General features: G+C 57.3%; 15 protein-coding genes. 6 read left to right on the forward strand and 9 right to left on the reverse strand.

What is annotated here, in order from left to right:
- The first annotated feature begins 17 nt into the window (after positions 1-17).
- Entirely contained in the window at positions 18-485 is a 468-nt protein-coding gene (locus ACMGF9_RS14805; protein ID WP_021504872.1) for a helix-turn-helix domain-containing protein, read from the forward strand.
- Here the strand turns inward: ACMGF9_RS14805 and ACMGF9_RS14810 are convergent.
- Positions 469-1392 (reverse strand): LysR family transcriptional regulator, encoded by a 924-nt coding sequence (locus ACMGF9_RS14810; protein ID WP_088381451.1) that lies wholly within the window; start codon positions 1390-1392, stop codon positions 469-471. The genes ACMGF9_RS14805 and ACMGF9_RS14810 overlap by 17 nt on opposite strands.
- A gap of 68 nt (positions 1393-1460) precedes the next feature.
- Between ACMGF9_RS14810 and ACMGF9_RS14815 the strand changes: the two genes are divergently transcribed.
- The 4 genes from ACMGF9_RS14815 (at position 1461) to ACMGF9_RS14830 (ending at position 4294) form a co-directional block, all read left to right on the forward strand.
- On the forward strand, positions 1461-2078 hold the full coding sequence (locus tag ACMGF9_RS14815; RefSeq protein WP_076740359.1) for a LysE family translocator: 618 nt from the start codon (positions 1461-1463) through the stop codon (positions 2076-2078).
- 78 nt (positions 2079-2156) lie between these two features.
- On the forward strand, positions 2157-2756 hold the full coding sequence (wrbA, locus tag ACMGF9_RS14820; RefSeq protein WP_015377377.1) for an NAD(P)H:quinone oxidoreductase: 600 nt from the start codon (positions 2157-2159) through the stop codon (positions 2754-2756).
- Between the two features lie 235 nt (positions 2757-2991).
- Positions 2992-3306, forward strand: coding sequence for a hypothetical protein (locus ACMGF9_RS14825; RefSeq protein ID WP_004928047.1), 315 nt, complete (start codon positions 2992-2994; stop codon positions 3304-3306).
- Positions 3307-3493: 187 nt separating this feature from the next.
- Positions 3494-4294, forward strand: a complete 801-nt coding sequence (locus ACMGF9_RS14830; protein ID WP_015377376.1) for a DNA/RNA non-specific endonuclease — start codon at positions 3494-3496, stop codon at positions 4292-4294.
- Between the two features lie 49 nt (positions 4295-4343).
- On the opposite strand, the gene ACMGF9_RS14835 is transcribed toward ACMGF9_RS14830, so the two are convergent.
- Positions 4344-7424 carry a MexW/MexI family multidrug efflux RND transporter permease subunit gene (locus ACMGF9_RS14835; protein ID WP_414160298.1) on the reverse strand — a complete coding sequence of 1027 codons (3081 nt, stop codon included), beginning with the start codon at positions 7422-7424 and terminating at the stop codon, positions 4344-4346.
- A gap of 10 nt (positions 7425-7434) precedes the next feature.
- Complete coding sequence (locus ACMGF9_RS14840) at positions 7435-8520, reverse strand: efflux RND transporter periplasmic adaptor subunit (protein ID WP_414160299.1); 1086 nt, start codon at positions 8518-8520, stop codon at positions 7435-7437.
- A 145-nt stretch (positions 8521-8665) separates the two neighbouring features.
- Between ACMGF9_RS14840 and soxR the strand changes: the two genes are divergently transcribed.
- Positions 8666-9139: a redox-sensitive transcriptional activator SoxR gene (gene soxR / locus ACMGF9_RS14845; protein WP_049187531.1), complete on the forward strand. Its 474-nt coding sequence runs from the start codon at positions 8666-8668 to the stop codon at positions 9137-9139.
- Positions 9140-9181: 42 nt separating this feature from the next.
- On the opposite strand, the gene ACMGF9_RS14850 is transcribed toward soxR, so the two are convergent.
- The 6 genes from ACMGF9_RS14850 to ACMGF9_RS14875 form a co-directional block, all read right to left on the reverse strand.
- Positions 9182-9619 carry a helix-turn-helix transcriptional regulator gene (locus ACMGF9_RS14850; RefSeq protein WP_197717911.1) on the reverse strand — a complete coding sequence of 146 codons (438 nt, stop codon included), beginning with the start codon at positions 9617-9619 and terminating at the stop codon, positions 9182-9184.
- Positions 9620-9788: 169 nt separating this feature from the next.
- A complete protein-coding gene (locus ACMGF9_RS14855; protein ID WP_004928070.1) occupies positions 9789-10313 on the reverse strand; it encodes a hypothetical protein in 525 nt (174 codons plus the stop codon).
- A gap of 136 nt (positions 10314-10449) precedes the next feature.
- Positions 10450-11514: a fimbrial protein gene (locus ACMGF9_RS14860; RefSeq protein WP_004928073.1), complete on the reverse strand. Its 1065-nt coding sequence runs from the start codon at positions 11512-11514 to the stop codon at positions 10450-10452.
- Positions 11515-11529: 15 nt separating this feature from the next.
- Positions 11530-14025 carry a fimbria/pilus outer membrane usher protein gene (locus tag ACMGF9_RS14865; RefSeq protein ID WP_075685679.1) on the reverse strand — a complete coding sequence of 832 codons (2496 nt, stop codon included), beginning with the start codon at positions 14023-14025 and terminating at the stop codon, positions 11530-11532.
- Between the two features lie 14 nt (positions 14026-14039).
- Positions 14040-14735, reverse strand: a complete 696-nt coding sequence (locus tag ACMGF9_RS14870) for a molecular chaperone (RefSeq protein WP_004928081.1) — start codon at positions 14733-14735, stop codon at positions 14040-14042.
- A 54-nt stretch (positions 14736-14789) separates the two neighbouring features.
- Entirely contained in the window at positions 14790-15386 is a 597-nt protein-coding gene (locus tag ACMGF9_RS14875; protein ID WP_004928085.1) for a fimbrial protein, read from the reverse strand.
- Positions 15387-16006: the final 620 nt, after the last annotated feature.

A 16006-nucleotide genomic window follows, 5' to 3' on the forward strand; every position in this document is an offset into this window, starting at 1 on the left:
GAACTCGGGAGTGCATCATGCAAAAGTACCGCATCAGGCCGTTACGTCTGGAAAAAGGCTGGTCGCAGGAGCAGCTGGCGACCATCGCCGGCCTCAGCACCCGCACCGTACAGCGGATTGAAAACGGCGAACAGGCCAGCCTGGAAACCTTGACCGCAATCGCCGCCGCGCTGGGCGTGCAGGTCCGCGATCTCAACGCACAGCCGCAACAGATAATGGAGGAGGAGCCTGACGAACAGCGCCTTCGTCGCCAGGTCGCGGCAGAAGGCAAACTGCTGAGCATGGCGGTGCGTTTCGCCGTGATTGGCGCGCTGCTGTTCGCCATTAATTGGTTTACCCACCCGCACTATCTCTGGTCGCTGTGGGCGATCGGCGGCATGAGCCTCGCGCTGGTCATGCGGGCGGTGCGCACTCTGCTGCTGCGCAACGTCTTCAGCCGCTGGCAGGAACAGCGGCTGGCGCAAAAACTCAGGCGTCTGCCGTGAGCGTTAGCCACTCGGCCAGCCGGGCCAACGCGCTGCCCGGCACGATCGCCTGCGGCGACAGCAGGTAATAGCCGCTGCCGTCGGGCGTAAAACCGAACGGCGCACTCAACAAACCGGCGGCCAGATCGTCTCGCACTTGTAACCACGGGCCGATCGCGATGCCAAGACCGGCGACCGCCGCCTGCAGGCTGAAATAGAAATGATCAAAGCGCTGCTCCGAATGCCCTGCCAACGCCATCCCCTGCTGCTGCGCCCAGTGCCGCCAGGCATCCGGCCGGGTGGCAGAATGCAGCAGTTTAGTGCCGGGCCGCAAACTCCGCAGGCTGCCCTCGGCGATCGTCATCCTTGCCAACGCCTCGGGTTGGCACACCGGCCCAACCTTTTCACTGAACAGCGCCAGGCTATGCACCTGCTTTCCCCAATCGAAGTCATTGCGCCTGATCGCCGCCGTAATGCCGTCATGGAACGAAAACGGCCCGCCACCGGCCACCAGCTGTAAGTTGATATCCGGGTGCGCCTGCTGAAAAGCCGGCAGGCGCGGGATCAGCCAACGCATCAACAAGGTCGGTTCACAGGACAAGACCAGCGGCGCGTCGAGCGCCTGCTGGCGCAGTTCCAGCGCGGTATGATCCAGAATGCCGAATGCCTGCTGCGTCGCCTGAAACAGCTTGCGCCCCGCCGCCGTGAGCAGAACCCGCCGATGGCGGCGCTCAAACAACGCCACGCCCAGTTCCTCTTCCAGCGCCCGCACCGCCCGGCTGACGGCGCCGTGCGTCAAATTCAGCCCCTGCGCCGCCTGCGTAAAACTTTCCAGCCGCGCGGCGGCCTCGAAGCAACGCAGCCCGCCCAACGGCAACGGCCTGCCGGTTTTACGTGAGTTTTTCTCACCGATACTGTCACTATTCATCGTTTGTCACCGAGAAAAATTACTCTTATAAATCAGTCACTCTATTGATAAACATCGCAAGGATAACTATGACTGAACTCATCGCTGTCGTCACCATTACTTTACTCGCCGTGATAAGCCCGGGGCCGGACTTTGCCATGGTCTCGCGCAATAGCCTGTTGCTTTCGCGCCGCGCCGGCGTCTTGACCGCCTGCGGCATTGGCGCCGGGGTGCTGGTCCATGTCAGCTATACGCTGATTGGCGTCGGCGTATTGATTCAACAGTCGCCCTGGTTGTTTAACCTGCTTAAAGCCATCGGCGCCGCCTACCTGATCTACCTCGGCGTTACGCTGCTGCGCAACGCGGCGCACCATGATGCAGCCCCCACAACAGCGCCGGCCGCCATCAGCGATTTCGCCGCCTTGAAAACCGGCTTTCTCACCAACGCGTTAAACCCGAAAACCACCATCTTCATCGTCAGCCTGTTCATGCAGGTGGTTTCTCCGCACACCCCGCTCGGCGTGCAAATCGGCTATGGTCTTTTTATCGCCGCCGTCCATATCTTCTGGTTTGCCGCCGTCGCGCTGCTATTTTCCGCACCGGGCGTCAATGCGCGCTTTTTGCGTTTGCGCCGCGGCATCGATCGTACCTTTGGCGGGCTGCTGATCGCCTTTGGCGCCCTGCTGGCGATCGCCGGCATCAGGTAACGTCGTAACGCCAAGTTCGTCATTCGCTTCTATGCTTATCAGGGGTTTTTGTTAATCATCTGAGCGGGAGTACGGAACATGACGAAACTGTTGGTGCTTTATTACTCAATGTACGGCCACATCGAACGCCTGGCGCAGGCGGTGGCCGAAGGGGCGAATCGGGTCGATAACGTGGACGTGACGGTCAAACGCGTGCCGGAAACCATGACGCCGGAAGCCTTCGCCAAGGCCGGGGGCAAGCAACACCAGCAGGCGCCGGTCGCCACCCCGCAAGAGCTGGCGGACTATGACGGCATTATTTTCGGCACGCCGACCCGCTTCGGCAACATGGCCGGGCAAATGCGCACCTTCCTCGATCAGACCGGCGGCCTGTGGGCTTCCGGCGCGCTGTACGGCAAGGTAGGCAGCGTCTTCTCCTCCACCGGCACCGGCGGTGGCCAGGAACAGACCATCAGTTCGACCTGGACCACGCTGGCACACCACGGTTTCATCATCGTGCCGATCGGCTATGCGACGCAGGAGCTGTTTGACGTTTCACAGGTGCGCGGCGGCACCCCGTATGGCGCCACCACCATCGCCGGCGCCGACGGTTCGCGGCAGCCGAGCAACGAAGAGCTGACCATTGCCCGCTATCAGGGCGAACACGTGGCCAAAATCACCGCCAAGCTGAAAAGTTAAGCGCCCTCCAGCCTCGTGATCCAAAGGGCCGCGCATTCGCACGGCCCCATCTTGTTGCCGACCCGCCGCAAGGTTAGAATGCCCCTCCCCCGGCCATTCAACGTCTGAAGGCCAGGCCCGAATTCGTTCTGCCCGTCGCTCATCCGCTTTCAGCCCGAGGACGGGCGTTCTGTTTTTTGCGCACAGCGAAGGGAATAAGTCAGTGTCTAAAGATTTTGATGAACTAATAAGAGACATGGATCTTATTATTGAAAATGTAGACAGCTTCAAGGCTCTGGCTCCGCGCGCGCCCGAGCCGGCTCCGGCCCCGCCGCCGCCGGTTCATCACTACGACTCGTTCTGCGAAAACATCGCGCTAAAAGTCGTCTTGAAGGTGCTGCTGTCTTCGGTGGACAAGATAGTCAAAGTGCAGATCGCCAACAAGGTCGAACAGGAAATCGCCCAGATCGAACAGCAAGTGGTGCGCGCCGGCGGCGGCCCGGTGTCACCGGGCGATCTGGCGCAGATGACGCACTACGTTCGCCGCACGGTCAACGACCTGCTGGAATAACCCCCTTTGAAACGGCGTCTGTTGGACGCCGTTTTTATTTCCGCCGTATTTAACGTGTGGCCTGGCTGTACCATGACTGACACATTCACAACATGAATATGTTGCATTGTTGTATTCGTTTCACTGCGATAAGTTTAATTTACTGTAAATATATACAGTATTTTTTTAACTTATTGAGGATATGAATATGCGCTTTAACAACAAGATGTTGGCCTTGGCCGCCCTGCTGTTCGCCGCGCAGGCGTCGGCCGACACGCTCGAATCCATCGACAACTGCGCGGTCGGCTGCCCGACCGGCGGCAGCAGCAACGTGTCTATCGTGCGTCATGCTTATACGTTGAACAACAACAGCACCACCAAGTTCGCCAACTGGGTGGCCTATCACATCACCAAAGACACGCCGGCCAGCGGCAAGACACGCAACTGGAAAACCGATCCGGCGCTCAACCCGGCGGATACGTTGGCGCCCGCCGATTACACCGGCGCCAACGCCGCGCTGAAGGTCGATCGCGGTCATCAGGCGCCGCTGGCCTCGCTGGCGGGCGTCTCCGACTGGGAATCGTTGAACTACCTGTCCAACATCACGCCGCAAAAGTCCGATCTGAACCAGGGCGCCTGGGCGCGGCTGGAAGATCAGGAACGCAAGCTGATCGATCGCGCCGATATCTCCTCGGTCTATACCGTGACCGGGCCGCTGTATGAGCGCGATATGGGCAAACTGCCGGGCACCCAGAAAGCGCACACCATCCCCAGCGCCTACTGGAAGGTGATTTTCATCAACAACAGCCCGGCGGTGAACCACTATGCCGCCTTCCTGTTCGACCAGAACACGCCGAAGGGCGCCGATTTCTGCCAATTCCGCGTGACGGTGGACGAGATCGAGAAACGCACCGGCCTGATCATCTGGGCCGGTCTGCCGGACGACGTGCAGGCTTCGCTGAAGAGCAAACCGGGCGTTCTGCCGGAGTTGATGGGCTGCAAAAACTGACGAAAAAACCCGCCGAAGCGGGTTTATTCTTCACGCGGGCGCCGGCGGATTATTCCGTCAGCGCCTTTTGCGCGGCGGCCAACTCACGCTGACGAGGTGAGGCTACCGCGTGATCACGCGCCAACAGCGTATACACCGTCGGCAACACAAACAGGGTAAACAGCGTGCCCACCAGCATGCCGGAGACGATCACCAGCCCCAGGCCGAAGCGACTGGCAGCCCCGGCGCCGCTGGCGAACAGCAGCGGGATCAAACCGAACACCATCGCCCCGGTGGTCATCAGAACCGGCCGCAGACGAATTTGCGCCGCCTGCAAAATCGCGGCGCGCCGCGTCAGCCCCTGATGCATCTGCAGCTCGTTGGCGAACTCCACCATCAGAATGCCGTGCTTGCTGATGAGCCCGATCAGGGTCACCAGACCGACCTGGGTATAGATATTCATCGTGGCGTAGCCCAGCGCCAGCGGCAGCAAGGCGCCGCAGATCGACAGCGGCACGGTGATGAGGATAATCAGCGGATCTTTCAGGCTCTCGTACTGCGCCGCCAGCACCAGGTAAATGATCACCAACGCCGCCAGGAACGCGAACACCAGCGCGCTGCCCTCCTGGGTGTATTGGCGCGAATCCCCCTGCCAGTCGTGGCTAAATTCGGCCGGCAGCGCATTGGCCTGCCGTTCGAGGAAAGCCACCGCTTCGCCCATCGAAACGCCGGGCGCGGGAATCGCCTGCAGGGTGGCGGCGTTCTGCTGGTTGAACTGGGTCAGCTTGTTCGGTTCGACCTTAACGGCCACCGATACCACGGTGGAGAGCGGCACCAGCGTATTGTCTTGGGCGCGAACATATTGCCGCGCCAGCGCCTGCGGCGTCAGCCGTTGTTCGCGCAGGCTCTGCGGGATAACGTCATAAGCGCGCCCGTCCATCCCGAAGCGGTTGAGGTAGTTCTCTCCCACCAGCACCGCCAACGATTCACCGATGTCGCTCATGCGTATCCCCAGACTGTTGGCCTTGGCGCGATCGATGTGCACCTCCGCCAGCGGGTTGTTGTAGTCCAAATCGCTGTCCACCACCATAAACAGGCCGCTGTTTCTGGCGTTCTGTTTCACCTCCTCCAGGGTGCGGTACAGCTGCGGGTAGTCCTGCGGCGTACGCAGCACCATCTGCACCGGCAGCCCCCCGGTGGAGCCTGGCAAGGCGGGCAGCTGGAAGGCGAAAATGCTGGTGCCTTCAACATCGTTCACCGCCCGTTGCAGATCGGCCTGCACCGCCGACGCCGAGCGCTGGCGCGCCTGCCACAGCGTCAGGTTGATGCCGCCGATGCCGGACGCCGTGCCGTCGCTGCCGTTGATGATCCAGCGGCTTTCGGTTTCCGGCATGCGGTTGTAAACCTCGTCCAGCTTGTAGGCAAAGCGTTCGACATAGTTCAGGTTGGCCTGCTGCGGCGCCTTGATGGCGGTCAGTACGATGGCCTGATCCTCGGTCGGCGCCAGCTCGCGCTGCGGCATCAGGTACAATAGCGGCAGGCTGATCATCACCAGCAGCGCCAGCGTACCGGTCAGCCAACGGTGATGCAGCGAGAAATCCAGCGCGCGCGCATAGCGCCGCGTCAGGCCGCCGAAGAACCACTCGGCGGCGTGCGCCACGCGCCCTTCGCTCTGTTTGGCCGGCAGCAGGAGTGAACTCATCACCGGCGACAGCGTCAGCGCCACCACGCCGGACACCACCACCGCCCCGGCCAGCGTCAGCGCGAATTCGCGAAACAGCGCGCCGGTCAGCCCGCCCATCAGGCCGATCGGCGCATAGACCGCGGCCAGCGTCAGGGTCATGGCGATCACCGGCCCGGCCACCTCGCGTGCGCCGATCATCGCCGCCGCCAGCGGCGTTTTCCCCTCTTCGATATGGCGATGCACGTTCTCCACCACCACGATGGCGTCGTCCACCACCAAACCGATCGCCAGGACCATCGCCAGCAGCGTCAGCAAATTGACGCTGAAGCCGAAGGCCAGCATCAGCCCGGCGGCGCCAAGTATCGACAGCGGAATGGTCACCACCGGGATCAACACGGTGCGCAGCGACCCCAGACACAGGTAGATCACCGCCACAACGATCGCCAGCGCTTCGAGCAGGGTATGCACCACTTCATCGATCGAGGCCTGAATAAAGCGCGCGGTCTCGAACGCCAGCGCCATCTTCACGCCCGGCGGCTGCATCTTGTCGATCGCCGGCATCAGGTGGCGGATGCCGTCGACGATCACCAGCGGGTTGCCGGTCGGCGTAGGGAAGACGCCAAGGAACACCGCCGGTTCGCCATCCATCAAGGCGCTGGTTTCCGTGGCTGCGGCGCCCAGCTCCACGGTGCCGACGTCTTTCAAGCGCACCAGACCGTTGCCGTCGTTGCGCACCACCAGATTGCGAAACTCCTCTACGCTGGTGAGATCGGTATTCACCCGCACGTTGGCAACCACATACTGCCCTTTCACCTTGCCCGGCGCCGCCTGGTAGTTGTTGCGCCGCACCGCATCGGCCACGTCGGCCGCGGTCAGACCGCGGCCGGCCAGCCGATCGCTGTCCAGCCACAGGCGCATCGCCATTTTTTGCCCGCCGAACACTTCAACCTTGGCGACGCCGTCGATGGTGGTGAACATCGGTTCCACCACCCGCGTCAGGTATTCGCTCAGCGCCGGCGTGGACAGCGTTTTACTGGAAAAACCGACATAGGCCACGGCGGTGGCTTCACCGGCGGAACGCTCAATCACCGGATCGTAAGCCTGCTCCGGCAGCTTATAGCGCACCTGGTTGACCTTGGCCATCACTTCGGTCAGCGCCTGGGTGGAGTCGCGGTTCAGCGCCATGCGCACCGTCACCACGCTGCGCCCCTGCACCGAGGAGGAAGAAAGGTAGTCAACGCCCTCGACGGAGGACACCGCTTGGGCGATCGGCTGCGTAACAAAGCCCTGCATCAGCTCGGACGACGCGCCGGGATAGTCGGTGCTGATGGTGATGGTAGAGTTTTCCAGCAGCGGGTATTGGCGGATCGGCAGTTTGCTGAGCGCCAGCGCGCCGAACAGCAGAATCAAGGTGCTGACCACCAGCGCCAGCACCGGCCGGCGCACGAACAGATCGGTAAATGTCATCGGTCTCTCCTCAGGAACCGGCCTGGGCGGCGTTCAGAGCATCCTGCGCCACCGGCTCGGCCGCCATGCCGTCGCTCAGCTTGAGCTGGCCCGAGGTCACCACCCGCTCGCCTTCCTGCAGGCCGCTGACGATCTCGACGCGCCCGTCATTGCGTTCGCCCACGGTGACCGAGACGCGCTTGACCGTCATGCCCTTTTCACCCTGTTGCGCGACGAACACGGTATCGCCGTACGCCGTATAGGTCAGCGCCGTTTCCGGCACCGTCAGCACCGCCACGCGCTGTTGCTGCGTGACGCGAATGCCGGCGTACATGCCGGCCTTCAGCAATCCCTGGCGGTTAGTCAACGTCGCCTGCACCTGTACGGTGCGGGATTTGCCGATCATCGGATCGATAGCGGTAATAACGGCGGGGAAAGCGCGCTCGGGATAGGCGCCGACCTGCACCGACACCGCCTGGCCCAACGCCAACCCGGCGCTGCTTTGTTCGTCCAGCGAGAAATTGACGCGCAGCGTATCGGCATCCACCAGATTGGCCACCGCCTCGGCGGCGTTGAGGTATTGCCCTTCATGCACGCGGCGAATGCCGATGACGCCGGAGAACGGCGCGCGGATCGCCTTTTGCGCGATTTTGGCCTGCGTTTCCTGCACCGCCCCGAACGCCATATCCCGTTCGGCCAGCGCATCGTCCAACTGCTGCCGCGCGGTGGCGTTGAGGTTCATCAGCTTGCGCATGCGCGCCAGCAGCAGATCGGCATTGCGCAGCTGCGCCTGCAGGCGCACCAGCTCAGCCTGCTCGACCGCATCGTTGAGCTGCACCAGCAGTTGCCCCTGCCGTACCGTTTGGCCGGATTCGAACAGGATGCGCGTGATGCGGCCGCTGGTCTCTGCCGCCACTTCCACCTGGCTGGCCGCCTCCAGCTCGCCTACGCCGGCGTAACTGCGCGCCGCCTGTTCACGCAGTGCGGGCGCCAGCGCCACTTTCACCGGCGGATAGGCCGGCGCGCCTTCGCTTTGCCGCGCGGTGGATCGCATCGCTACCGCAGCGACGGCGAGCGCCGCCAGCAGCGCGGCAATAATGAGGTATCGTTTCATCATGTAACGGTTTCTTCCTGATTTTACAGCCAAAGCCACCCTTCCCCCGACGCAGCGCAGGCAAGTGACGAAAGATGCCGGTTGCCAAGCCCGGCTGGCTGCACTATAAAACCTCAGGTTAACTTGAGGTCAAGCCGAGGAATGTGGAATGGCAAGAAATGAACCGATTAACACCTATCGGCTATTGACCGTTGGGGAAGTGGCGAAGCGCAGCGGCGTGGCGGTATCCGCGTTGCACTTTTACGAAAGCAAGGGGTTGATTCAGGCGACGCGCAACGCCGGTAACCAGCGCCGCTACACGCCGGTGGTGTTGCGCTACATCGCGGTGATCAAGATCGCGCAAAGCGCGGGCATTCCGCTGGAGGAGATCCGCGCCACGCTGGGCCGCTTTCCCGCCGGCAGCAAGCTGACCTCGGAGCAATGGGGCGTGTTGTCCTCCGCCTGGCGCAAAACGCTGGATGAGCGCATTCAAAGACTGACCATGCTGCGCGACCATCTCGACAGCTGCATCGGCTGCGGCTGCCTGTCGCTCGCCGACTGCCCGCTGCGCAACCCAAACGATATTTTGGGCCAACAGGGCGCCGGCGCACATATTTTCGTGCGCCCGGACGAGCACGGATGAACAGGCACTCTCCCCGCGGCCAACGCCCCTGTGGGATTGCGATTACACTCGCTCATCCGCAGCCAAAATGAACTGATGAAAACGTTCAATCTCCAGCTTACGCATGGCATTCATTTTATGCTGGCTGACGGTTTTCTCGGAAATGCCCAACGCCTTAGCGACGCCGGTATTCGGTTTTCCCGCCAGCAGCATGGCCAACACCGAAAGCTCGCGCGGCGACAGGCTCTGCCCTTTGCAGCTCGCGGTGAACATTTTTATTGCCTCAACGAACGTCGTAAGACCGATGTTTTTTTTCAGACAGTTAAAATTCGCCAGTCGCGGCGTTTCCACGCCGGTTAAGACGATCGTATTGTCAGGCCTGTCGATAATATGCGATAAGAAATTCATAACCCGACAGATAGACGAGAAAGAGACGATGACCACTTCTGCATGACAATACATGGCATGTAATCCACGGCGTGCAGATGAATGCAGCCCCATAACTTCAACGCCCTCCAACGACATTAAGATCTGCGATATGCCATAGAATAAATAGTAATCATCAGAAAATATAGCCACTCGCACAGGATCACCCCACTGCTATTTGTCATGGGCGCGTTTTTAACAACGCCCCCATGGTAGTCATGTCAATTAACTTTATTGGTTCGACTTACTTAAGTGAAGAACATAATGAGATCAGCAATGCGGACAGCGATGAAAGATATTTTTCATCCAAATTCATAATGCCATCTTCACTGTATTTCACGTTATTATCTAGAATTTCATGAATACTCTCGACGGCGCATACGGCATCCTTCCAAACTACGCGTCGACCGAAAGGCGAAGCGCCGAGATATTGCGCGCTTTGGCGAAAGCCAACGATAAAATCGCGCAATATATCGAGCACAATCAATACTTCCTCCCTGCTGATACACCGCTTCATTTGCACTTTATCCAGGAAAACGCTGAGCGTGCTTTGTAAGGAAAACAGGTTCTTGAACAACCCGCCGGCGATATCCTTCGGTGTTTTCACGCTGGTTGATATGACAAAAGGAAGCTCTCCATGCTGCGAGATATATTGATAAAGCCCATTTATCGCCGTCGTCGGCTTAATATCCAAACCGCGAAGAATGACGTCAACCTCATCTTTTAGCGATTTTTCCACTTTGACACCGATCTGGATTTGTTCCGTCATACAATTCATCCTCAACATAGAGATCCGGATTAAACACCAATATTATTCAAGCAAATAATATTCGCCACCAATTACCATGTTAAGATTTTTCTTATATGTGGCAACCTGTTTTTTATTATTAAAAATAACAAAAGAATTATTTATATATAATGTTAAGCGTAGCCGATGTGTTAATTCCCCCGCTGCTCATTGCGGTGGGGCTGTAAGGATAATAATAGGCCGCCATGCCGATGGAAAATTGCGCATCCAAGGCATTGCCGGTTCCCACGTGAAATAATGAAGTCGCCGCGCCTGGCGTCACGCTGGAAAGCGACAGCGTGACGGGATTATTCGGCGAAGCCGTCTTGACCAGCCGGATGCCAATGCCTTTTGCCGCCTCAGCGCTTTTATCAATCAAAACCGTATTATCCGAAGACAACAGATTATTGCTGGATAAAAACATATTGATATCCCGATCGGCCGTGCCGCCGCTTTGCCGATTCTGGCAGCTGAAATTCAGCGTAAAGGGCGTCAGGCCATTTTGCGCCCCCTGAGTAATCTGCGATATCCCCAGCGTCGGCAACTTCACCGCCAGGCCGGCATTGTCGAAAGTGCAGGTCGTCATCTTGGGCGCATACTTGATGGTCATCGGCTGCCCGTACATGTCGCGCTGATCGTAAGGCCAATTGAAACCGTTGAGCAGCCAGGTCAAAATCTTCACCAACTGCTTGGCGGGCCACAAAATGATCTCCAGCAAGGACATCCCGCTCAGATCGGTCACGAACATCACGTCCTTAAGGCTAACCGTGTCGCCGGGTATCGATGTTCCCGTCTTGCTGACCAGACTGAAACGAATATTCATCGGCTGATTCAATTCCGAAGCGGAATGCGATCCCCAACCGCTAAGTTTTTTGTTGGCGATGTCGTTGGTTATTTCCGCGCGTATCCAATATTTACCGTTGTTGAATCCCAGAATGGTCGCCTTTGTGCTGTCGGTTGACAGGATGCGCGTATAGCCGAATTCGCTGCTCGAGGTTGAACAACTGAATGAACCGCTGTATTGCGTATAAAAACTGCCCTCCCAGACCGGTGTTTTATCGCTGAGCTTATCCGACAAATCGACGTAGATAGGCGGCGCATATTGGATGCCGTTGCCGTAGCATGAAGCGTAACTGTAACCGCTGAACAACAGGGACAGGGTCAGTGCGAGTATCCTGAGCATGGTGTAATTATCCTTTTATCGACATGTGTTGGCTGCGCTGTCCATCGAGATTTTCGGGCGTTCAATCTTGCAGACACCGTCATTCAGCCTGACCTCCAGCGACGTGGGTTGCTGTTCCACACGCAGATACAGGACGCTGGCCTGCCCGACGAAGCCAATGGCATGCCCGCTTTGATCCGCCACCTCCGCACCAAATGGCAGGGGCTTATTGCCGCGCTTAAAAGCGCGCAGCGTATAAGGCCGACGCCGATCGGTTTCGAATCTCAAATAGTTGACGGCGCCGGCATAGGGCACGCTGTTGGCGATATTGCCGACAATCTCGGCGCCGGAACTGTTGCCGGTATCCGACAATGTCACGGAGTTTTGCCGGTAAGGCGTGGCGTAAGGCACCAAAGCCAGCCCTTCGTCGTTAGTGACGATGCTCTCGTCGCCGTTCACCATCAGCCCTTTGGCCTTGGGCGCGTCCACCACCATCATGGTGTTGCCCATTTCGTTGGACGCCAGCAAATGCCAAGGGATCGCCACCAGGCTGCCACGGGCGCTCATGCCCAACTGTCGATAGTCTGATGATTCACTGTAGGAGCCGCCAACGGTCGTCGCGTTGGCGCGATAGGCGGCATTCACGCTCGCCATGCTGTTGCCGCCGCTTTGATTGCTGCCGGCAAGCGCATAACTCAGACGGTTTGATTCCAGCGCATTGCCGCTCAGGCTCAGCGAGCTTTGCTGATAGTGCGAATCGGTGGCGGATAAGCTGGTGCTGAGATAGGCATTGTTGTCGAACATCGACAACGGCACGCTCAGAGAGAGATAAAACCGCGTCTCTTCTTTGCGATCGGAATTTCTCACGCGACTCGCGGAAATGTTGTAACTGACGCGCGCGAAGGCGTTTGAATACCCGAGCTGGTATTCCCGGCTTTTATTCGTATCCGACCAATAGTCGCGCTGGGTGCCGGAGAAATAGAGCGTGCCCCACCCGTCTGCGAGCCTCTGATTCAGGTTCAAATTGAAGGTATTGCGCGGACGAGCGGCGCGAACGGCGTCCCAGGTATTCAAATCCAGCGGGGCAAGCTCATCGTCATCCCGATCGTTCCAATAATCGTGAAAGCGCTTGTCACGCTCGCGGTAGCCTTGATGGGTGTAGATGGCATCGTTGAAACTGTAATAACCTTTGGTCGAATAACGGTATGCCGCCAGCGTGAAGTTGGTTGCGGTAGCGTCCAAAAACTTGCTGTAGGCGATCCGAAAACTTTGCCCATTCTCATTGCGATCCTGCAAATGCGTCGAGGCCTGAGTCACATCGACGGATACCGCGCCGAACGGCAGATTCCAGCCACTGCCCAGCAGCCAGGCGCGATAGTCCTCGCTGAGGATCGTACCGGCGTAACCGGTGACCAGATTATTGAAGCCGTACTGCAGCGTGCCCTGCACGAAAGCGGGCGCATAGTCGGTATCCGCCTGATTGACCTTACCGGCAACCAGGCCATATTTGCTGACGCCCTGCTTCAACATGTTGGGAACGGCGGAAAACGGCACGGTAAAGGATTGTTCCCGCCCGTCGGCTTCCCTGACCACGACCAACAGATCACCCGCAGAACCGGTCGGCAATATATTGTCCAGCGTAAAGGCGCCCGGCGGCACGTTCTCCTGATAGATGAGGTTGCCGTTTTGCAATACTTTCACCAGGGCATTGCTCTGCGCCACGCCCCGTACTATCGGCGAAAAGCCCTGCTGCGAATTGGGCCGCATGTTGATATCCGAGGCTAAAGCGCCGCCCCGCACCCGAATCGAGTCGAACAAATCACCCGGCGAATAGAAATCGCCCATCGTCAGGTTCGATTTTATGGCGGCGAAGCCACGCTGCACATAGCGGGTATTATTTTGCCAATCGCTGCCTTGCCGCGAACTGCTGCGGAAATTGCTGCTGTCTCTGAATTGCCAACCCGCCAGATTGACCCCCGATTCCAAACCGGTATAGAAATCGTCGTTTGACGCCTTGTCGCCCTGCAACGACTGCACGTGGTAATAGGTGGCGTTATAGGCCAGCAGCAACGCAGGCACGCCGCGATCCCAAAATTTGGCGTCAACATAGCCGGCCTCTGCGCGAATCACTCGCGACTGGGGCACCGTCAGCTTAAGGCTCAACATCCCCACATCGAAGTCCGCCCTTCCTCCTTGCACCAACGTTTGGACGGGGATCGGCCCCTTGTCCACCCCGATGGACAAACTACTCATATCGATGCCCAACAGGGCGGCGTCACGATGGGCGATGCGAATATCGCCTTTATGTTCGCCGAACTGCAACGAGAACCGCCCTTTCCAACTCTGGTTGACATACACGTCGACCGTTTGCGTGCCTGCCGGCATGTCATTATTGAGGTAAAAACGCGACAGATCGGATTCGCTGGACGCACCGGCCAATAGAGAAGTGTCGAATTTCATCGCCGATGCTTTATTTAACGGTATGAATACAGATGCGGTCAGTATCGAAAGCAATTTTAGTTTAAGCTTCATGGCCGTTCTTCACGTTAGCGGGCTGTAATGGCTTTAGATTTATAAGCCCCCAGGTCGTCGATATAGAGCAGGGTGTAGGGGATATTCCGGCTCACGCCAACTTTGGTCGGGGCAAAGAGGCTGGAATACGGCCCGACCATCACTGAGTCGACCAACAGATTCTTTTTGCCTTTCTGATCAACATTGGCCAACGTAAAATAGTAAGGGCCTTTGTTGATAATCTTAAATCCCTTCCCCGCCGCCTGGAGTTCAATGAAGTCGGTGATGTTATTGACACTGCCGGTTAACCCTGCCGGACGATAAAATAGCTTGATGCGTGATTTGATGGCTAATTGCAGCGTATTGACGCCCTGCAAATTCTCCGGCGTAGGCGGAATATCCAGCACATTCAAATAAAATACCGACTCACGATCGCCAGGAAGCGCCGCGCTCATTTTTTGTATGCGTAATTGCTGGCCATTATTTCCGGCAACTTTCACAACCGGCGGGGATAACAAGAACGGCACGTTTGCCGTTTCAGGCGTCGAGTTTATATCACCGTCATCAATCCATGCCTGCACCAGTGCCGGATCGTCACCATTGTTGACTAACTGAACGATAACATCCTTGTTTTTTTCCGGATAAATAACGCGCGTTCCATTAATTACAATATTGGCATCGGCGCAAAAGCTGCTGAGAAACAATCCAGCAAAGATTAAGCACTGTTTCATAGTCACCCCAGAAGCCAGGCCTTTGCCTTGGGCGTAGGCCTGGCTTAATTGCAATTACAGGTAAGAAATGGTGTAAGTCACGTTGGAACTCAATTCCCCCACTTTTGCTTCCAACGCATTGGTCTTGTAGTAATAGGCGTCCAGCGTCAGCGTTTCGGCATCCGGCGCCGTTTTATCGCCTTTGATCTTGGTGACATAAGGCACGTTCAATGGAATCGGCGTAGATGAACCCGGCTCAGCCAGAGAAAAACCGACGTTTTTCGCTACGGCGGCGTCGCTTTCATTCACGGAGTTGTTCAGCAGATATTTCCCGTCGGTAGAGATATTATTCGCCGAAGAGAAGTAGATCTTCAGCGGCGTACCGGCCGTTCCCGCCGCCGGCGTGCAGCCGGAGAACGTCAGCGAGAAAGATTTCTTGTTTTTGGTGATGGGGCCGACCACGGTGCCCGCATCAGTCACGGAAATCGGGCTGAGCGCAACGGTAAAATCGGCGCTTTTCCCGCCATTGATGGTACAAGTGGTATCCGTAACGGCACCGCTAAACGAAATAACGCCACCGGCGGAATTATCTGCCGCCGTTGCGCCCACAGATGTTAACGCGGCAGCCAATACCGCCAAAGAGATGCCTTGCTTAATCATAATAAACCCCATTACTTTCTTCGCTGAGAGTGCATATATAAAATGACCTACACCATTAAACCGTTTAGAGGCTAACGAAGCTTAGGCAATAGCAGAGTATTGACAGCATCCTGCCATCTAAAAGTTTATATGCGACGGTATATATTTATATATATCCAAGTGTATTCTAAAAGATATCCGGCATGGGAAAAATCTCATTCACCGCCAGATGCAGAACATATTAATTCCAAAGACAAAAAAATTGCAACATCGAATCAAATAATTTTCATGACAATAAAAAAAATGAATCGAGCAATGGCCGGAAGGATGTGCGCCTTAAAAGAGTGAGTGCGACAGGCTGCTTACTGCGCGGGTTCAATGAGCGCCGCCATTTCCTCATAAAAGCGCTTGCGGCATAAAAAACAAAAAACCATTGATATAAAAAGAAAAAACACACACAAAGAAAAATCTTAGATTCCTTAACCCCCTTCCTACCCTCACGTAAGGTTTACTCCCCCCCTACCTTAAAAATTATCCGACCTACCGCTATAGGAGTAGCCCGAGAATGCGACACTATCTGCACATGAATATTCAGATACACAAGAAACAGCGTCCGAATTTCCTTCACTCAGTCGATAAGGATGAATTTTTCA

The sequence above is a fragment of the Serratia sp. BNK-23 genome (assembly GCF_047456145.1).
Lineage (GTDB): Bacteria > Pseudomonadota > Gammaproteobacteria > Enterobacterales > Enterobacteriaceae > Serratia > Serratia nematodiphila.

Excerpts from the sequence above, each read along its gene's own strand:
- ACMGF9_RS14805 (WP_021504872.1), top strand. The coding sequence starts at position 18 with ATGCAAAAGTACCGCATCAGGCCGTTACGTCTGGAAAAAGGCTGGTCG.
- ACMGF9_RS14810 (WP_088381451.1), bottom strand. The coding sequence starts at position 1,392 with ATGAATAGTGACAGTATCGGTGAGAAAAACTCACGTAAAACCGGCAGG.
- ACMGF9_RS14815 (WP_076740359.1), top strand. The coding sequence starts at position 1,461 with ATGACTGAACTCATCGCTGTCGTCACCATTACTTTACTCGCCGTGATA.
- wrbA (WP_015377377.1), top strand. The coding sequence starts at position 2,157 with ATGACGAAACTGTTGGTGCTTTATTACTCAATGTACGGCCACATCGAA.
- ACMGF9_RS14825 (WP_004928047.1), top strand. The coding sequence starts at position 2,992 with ATGGATCTTATTATTGAAAATGTAGACAGCTTCAAGGCTCTGGCTCCG.
- ACMGF9_RS14830 (WP_015377376.1), top strand. The coding sequence starts at position 3,494 with ATGCGCTTTAACAACAAGATGTTGGCCTTGGCCGCCCTGCTGTTCGCC.
- ACMGF9_RS14835 (WP_414160298.1), bottom strand. The coding sequence starts at position 7,424 with ATGACATTTACCGATCTGTTCGTGCGCCGGCCGGTGCTGGCGCTGGTG.
- ACMGF9_RS14840 (WP_414160299.1), bottom strand. The coding sequence starts at position 8,520 with ATGATGAAACGATACCTCATTATTGCCGCGCTGCTGGCGGCGCTCGCC.
- soxR (WP_049187531.1), top strand. The coding sequence starts at position 8,666 with ATGGCAAGAAATGAACCGATTAACACCTATCGGCTATTGACCGTTGGG.
- ACMGF9_RS14850 (WP_197717911.1), bottom strand. The coding sequence starts at position 9,619 with ATGGGGCTGCATTCATCTGCACGCCGTGGATTACATGCCATGTATTGT.
- ACMGF9_RS14855 (WP_004928070.1), bottom strand. The coding sequence starts at position 10,313 with ATGACGGAACAAATCCAGATCGGTGTCAAAGTGGAAAAATCGCTAAAA.
- ACMGF9_RS14860 (WP_004928073.1), bottom strand. The coding sequence starts at position 11,514 with ATGCTCAGGATACTCGCACTGACCCTGTCCCTGTTGTTCAGCGGTTAC.
- ACMGF9_RS14865 (WP_075685679.1), bottom strand. The coding sequence starts at position 14,025 with ATGAAGCTTAAACTAAAATTGCTTTCGATACTGACCGCATCTGTATTC.
- ACMGF9_RS14870 (WP_004928081.1), bottom strand. The coding sequence starts at position 14,735 with ATGAAACAGTGCTTAATCTTTGCTGGATTGTTTCTCAGCAGCTTTTGC.
- ACMGF9_RS14875 (WP_004928085.1), bottom strand. The coding sequence starts at position 15,386 with ATGGGGTTTATTATGATTAAGCAAGGCATCTCTTTGGCGGTATTGGCT.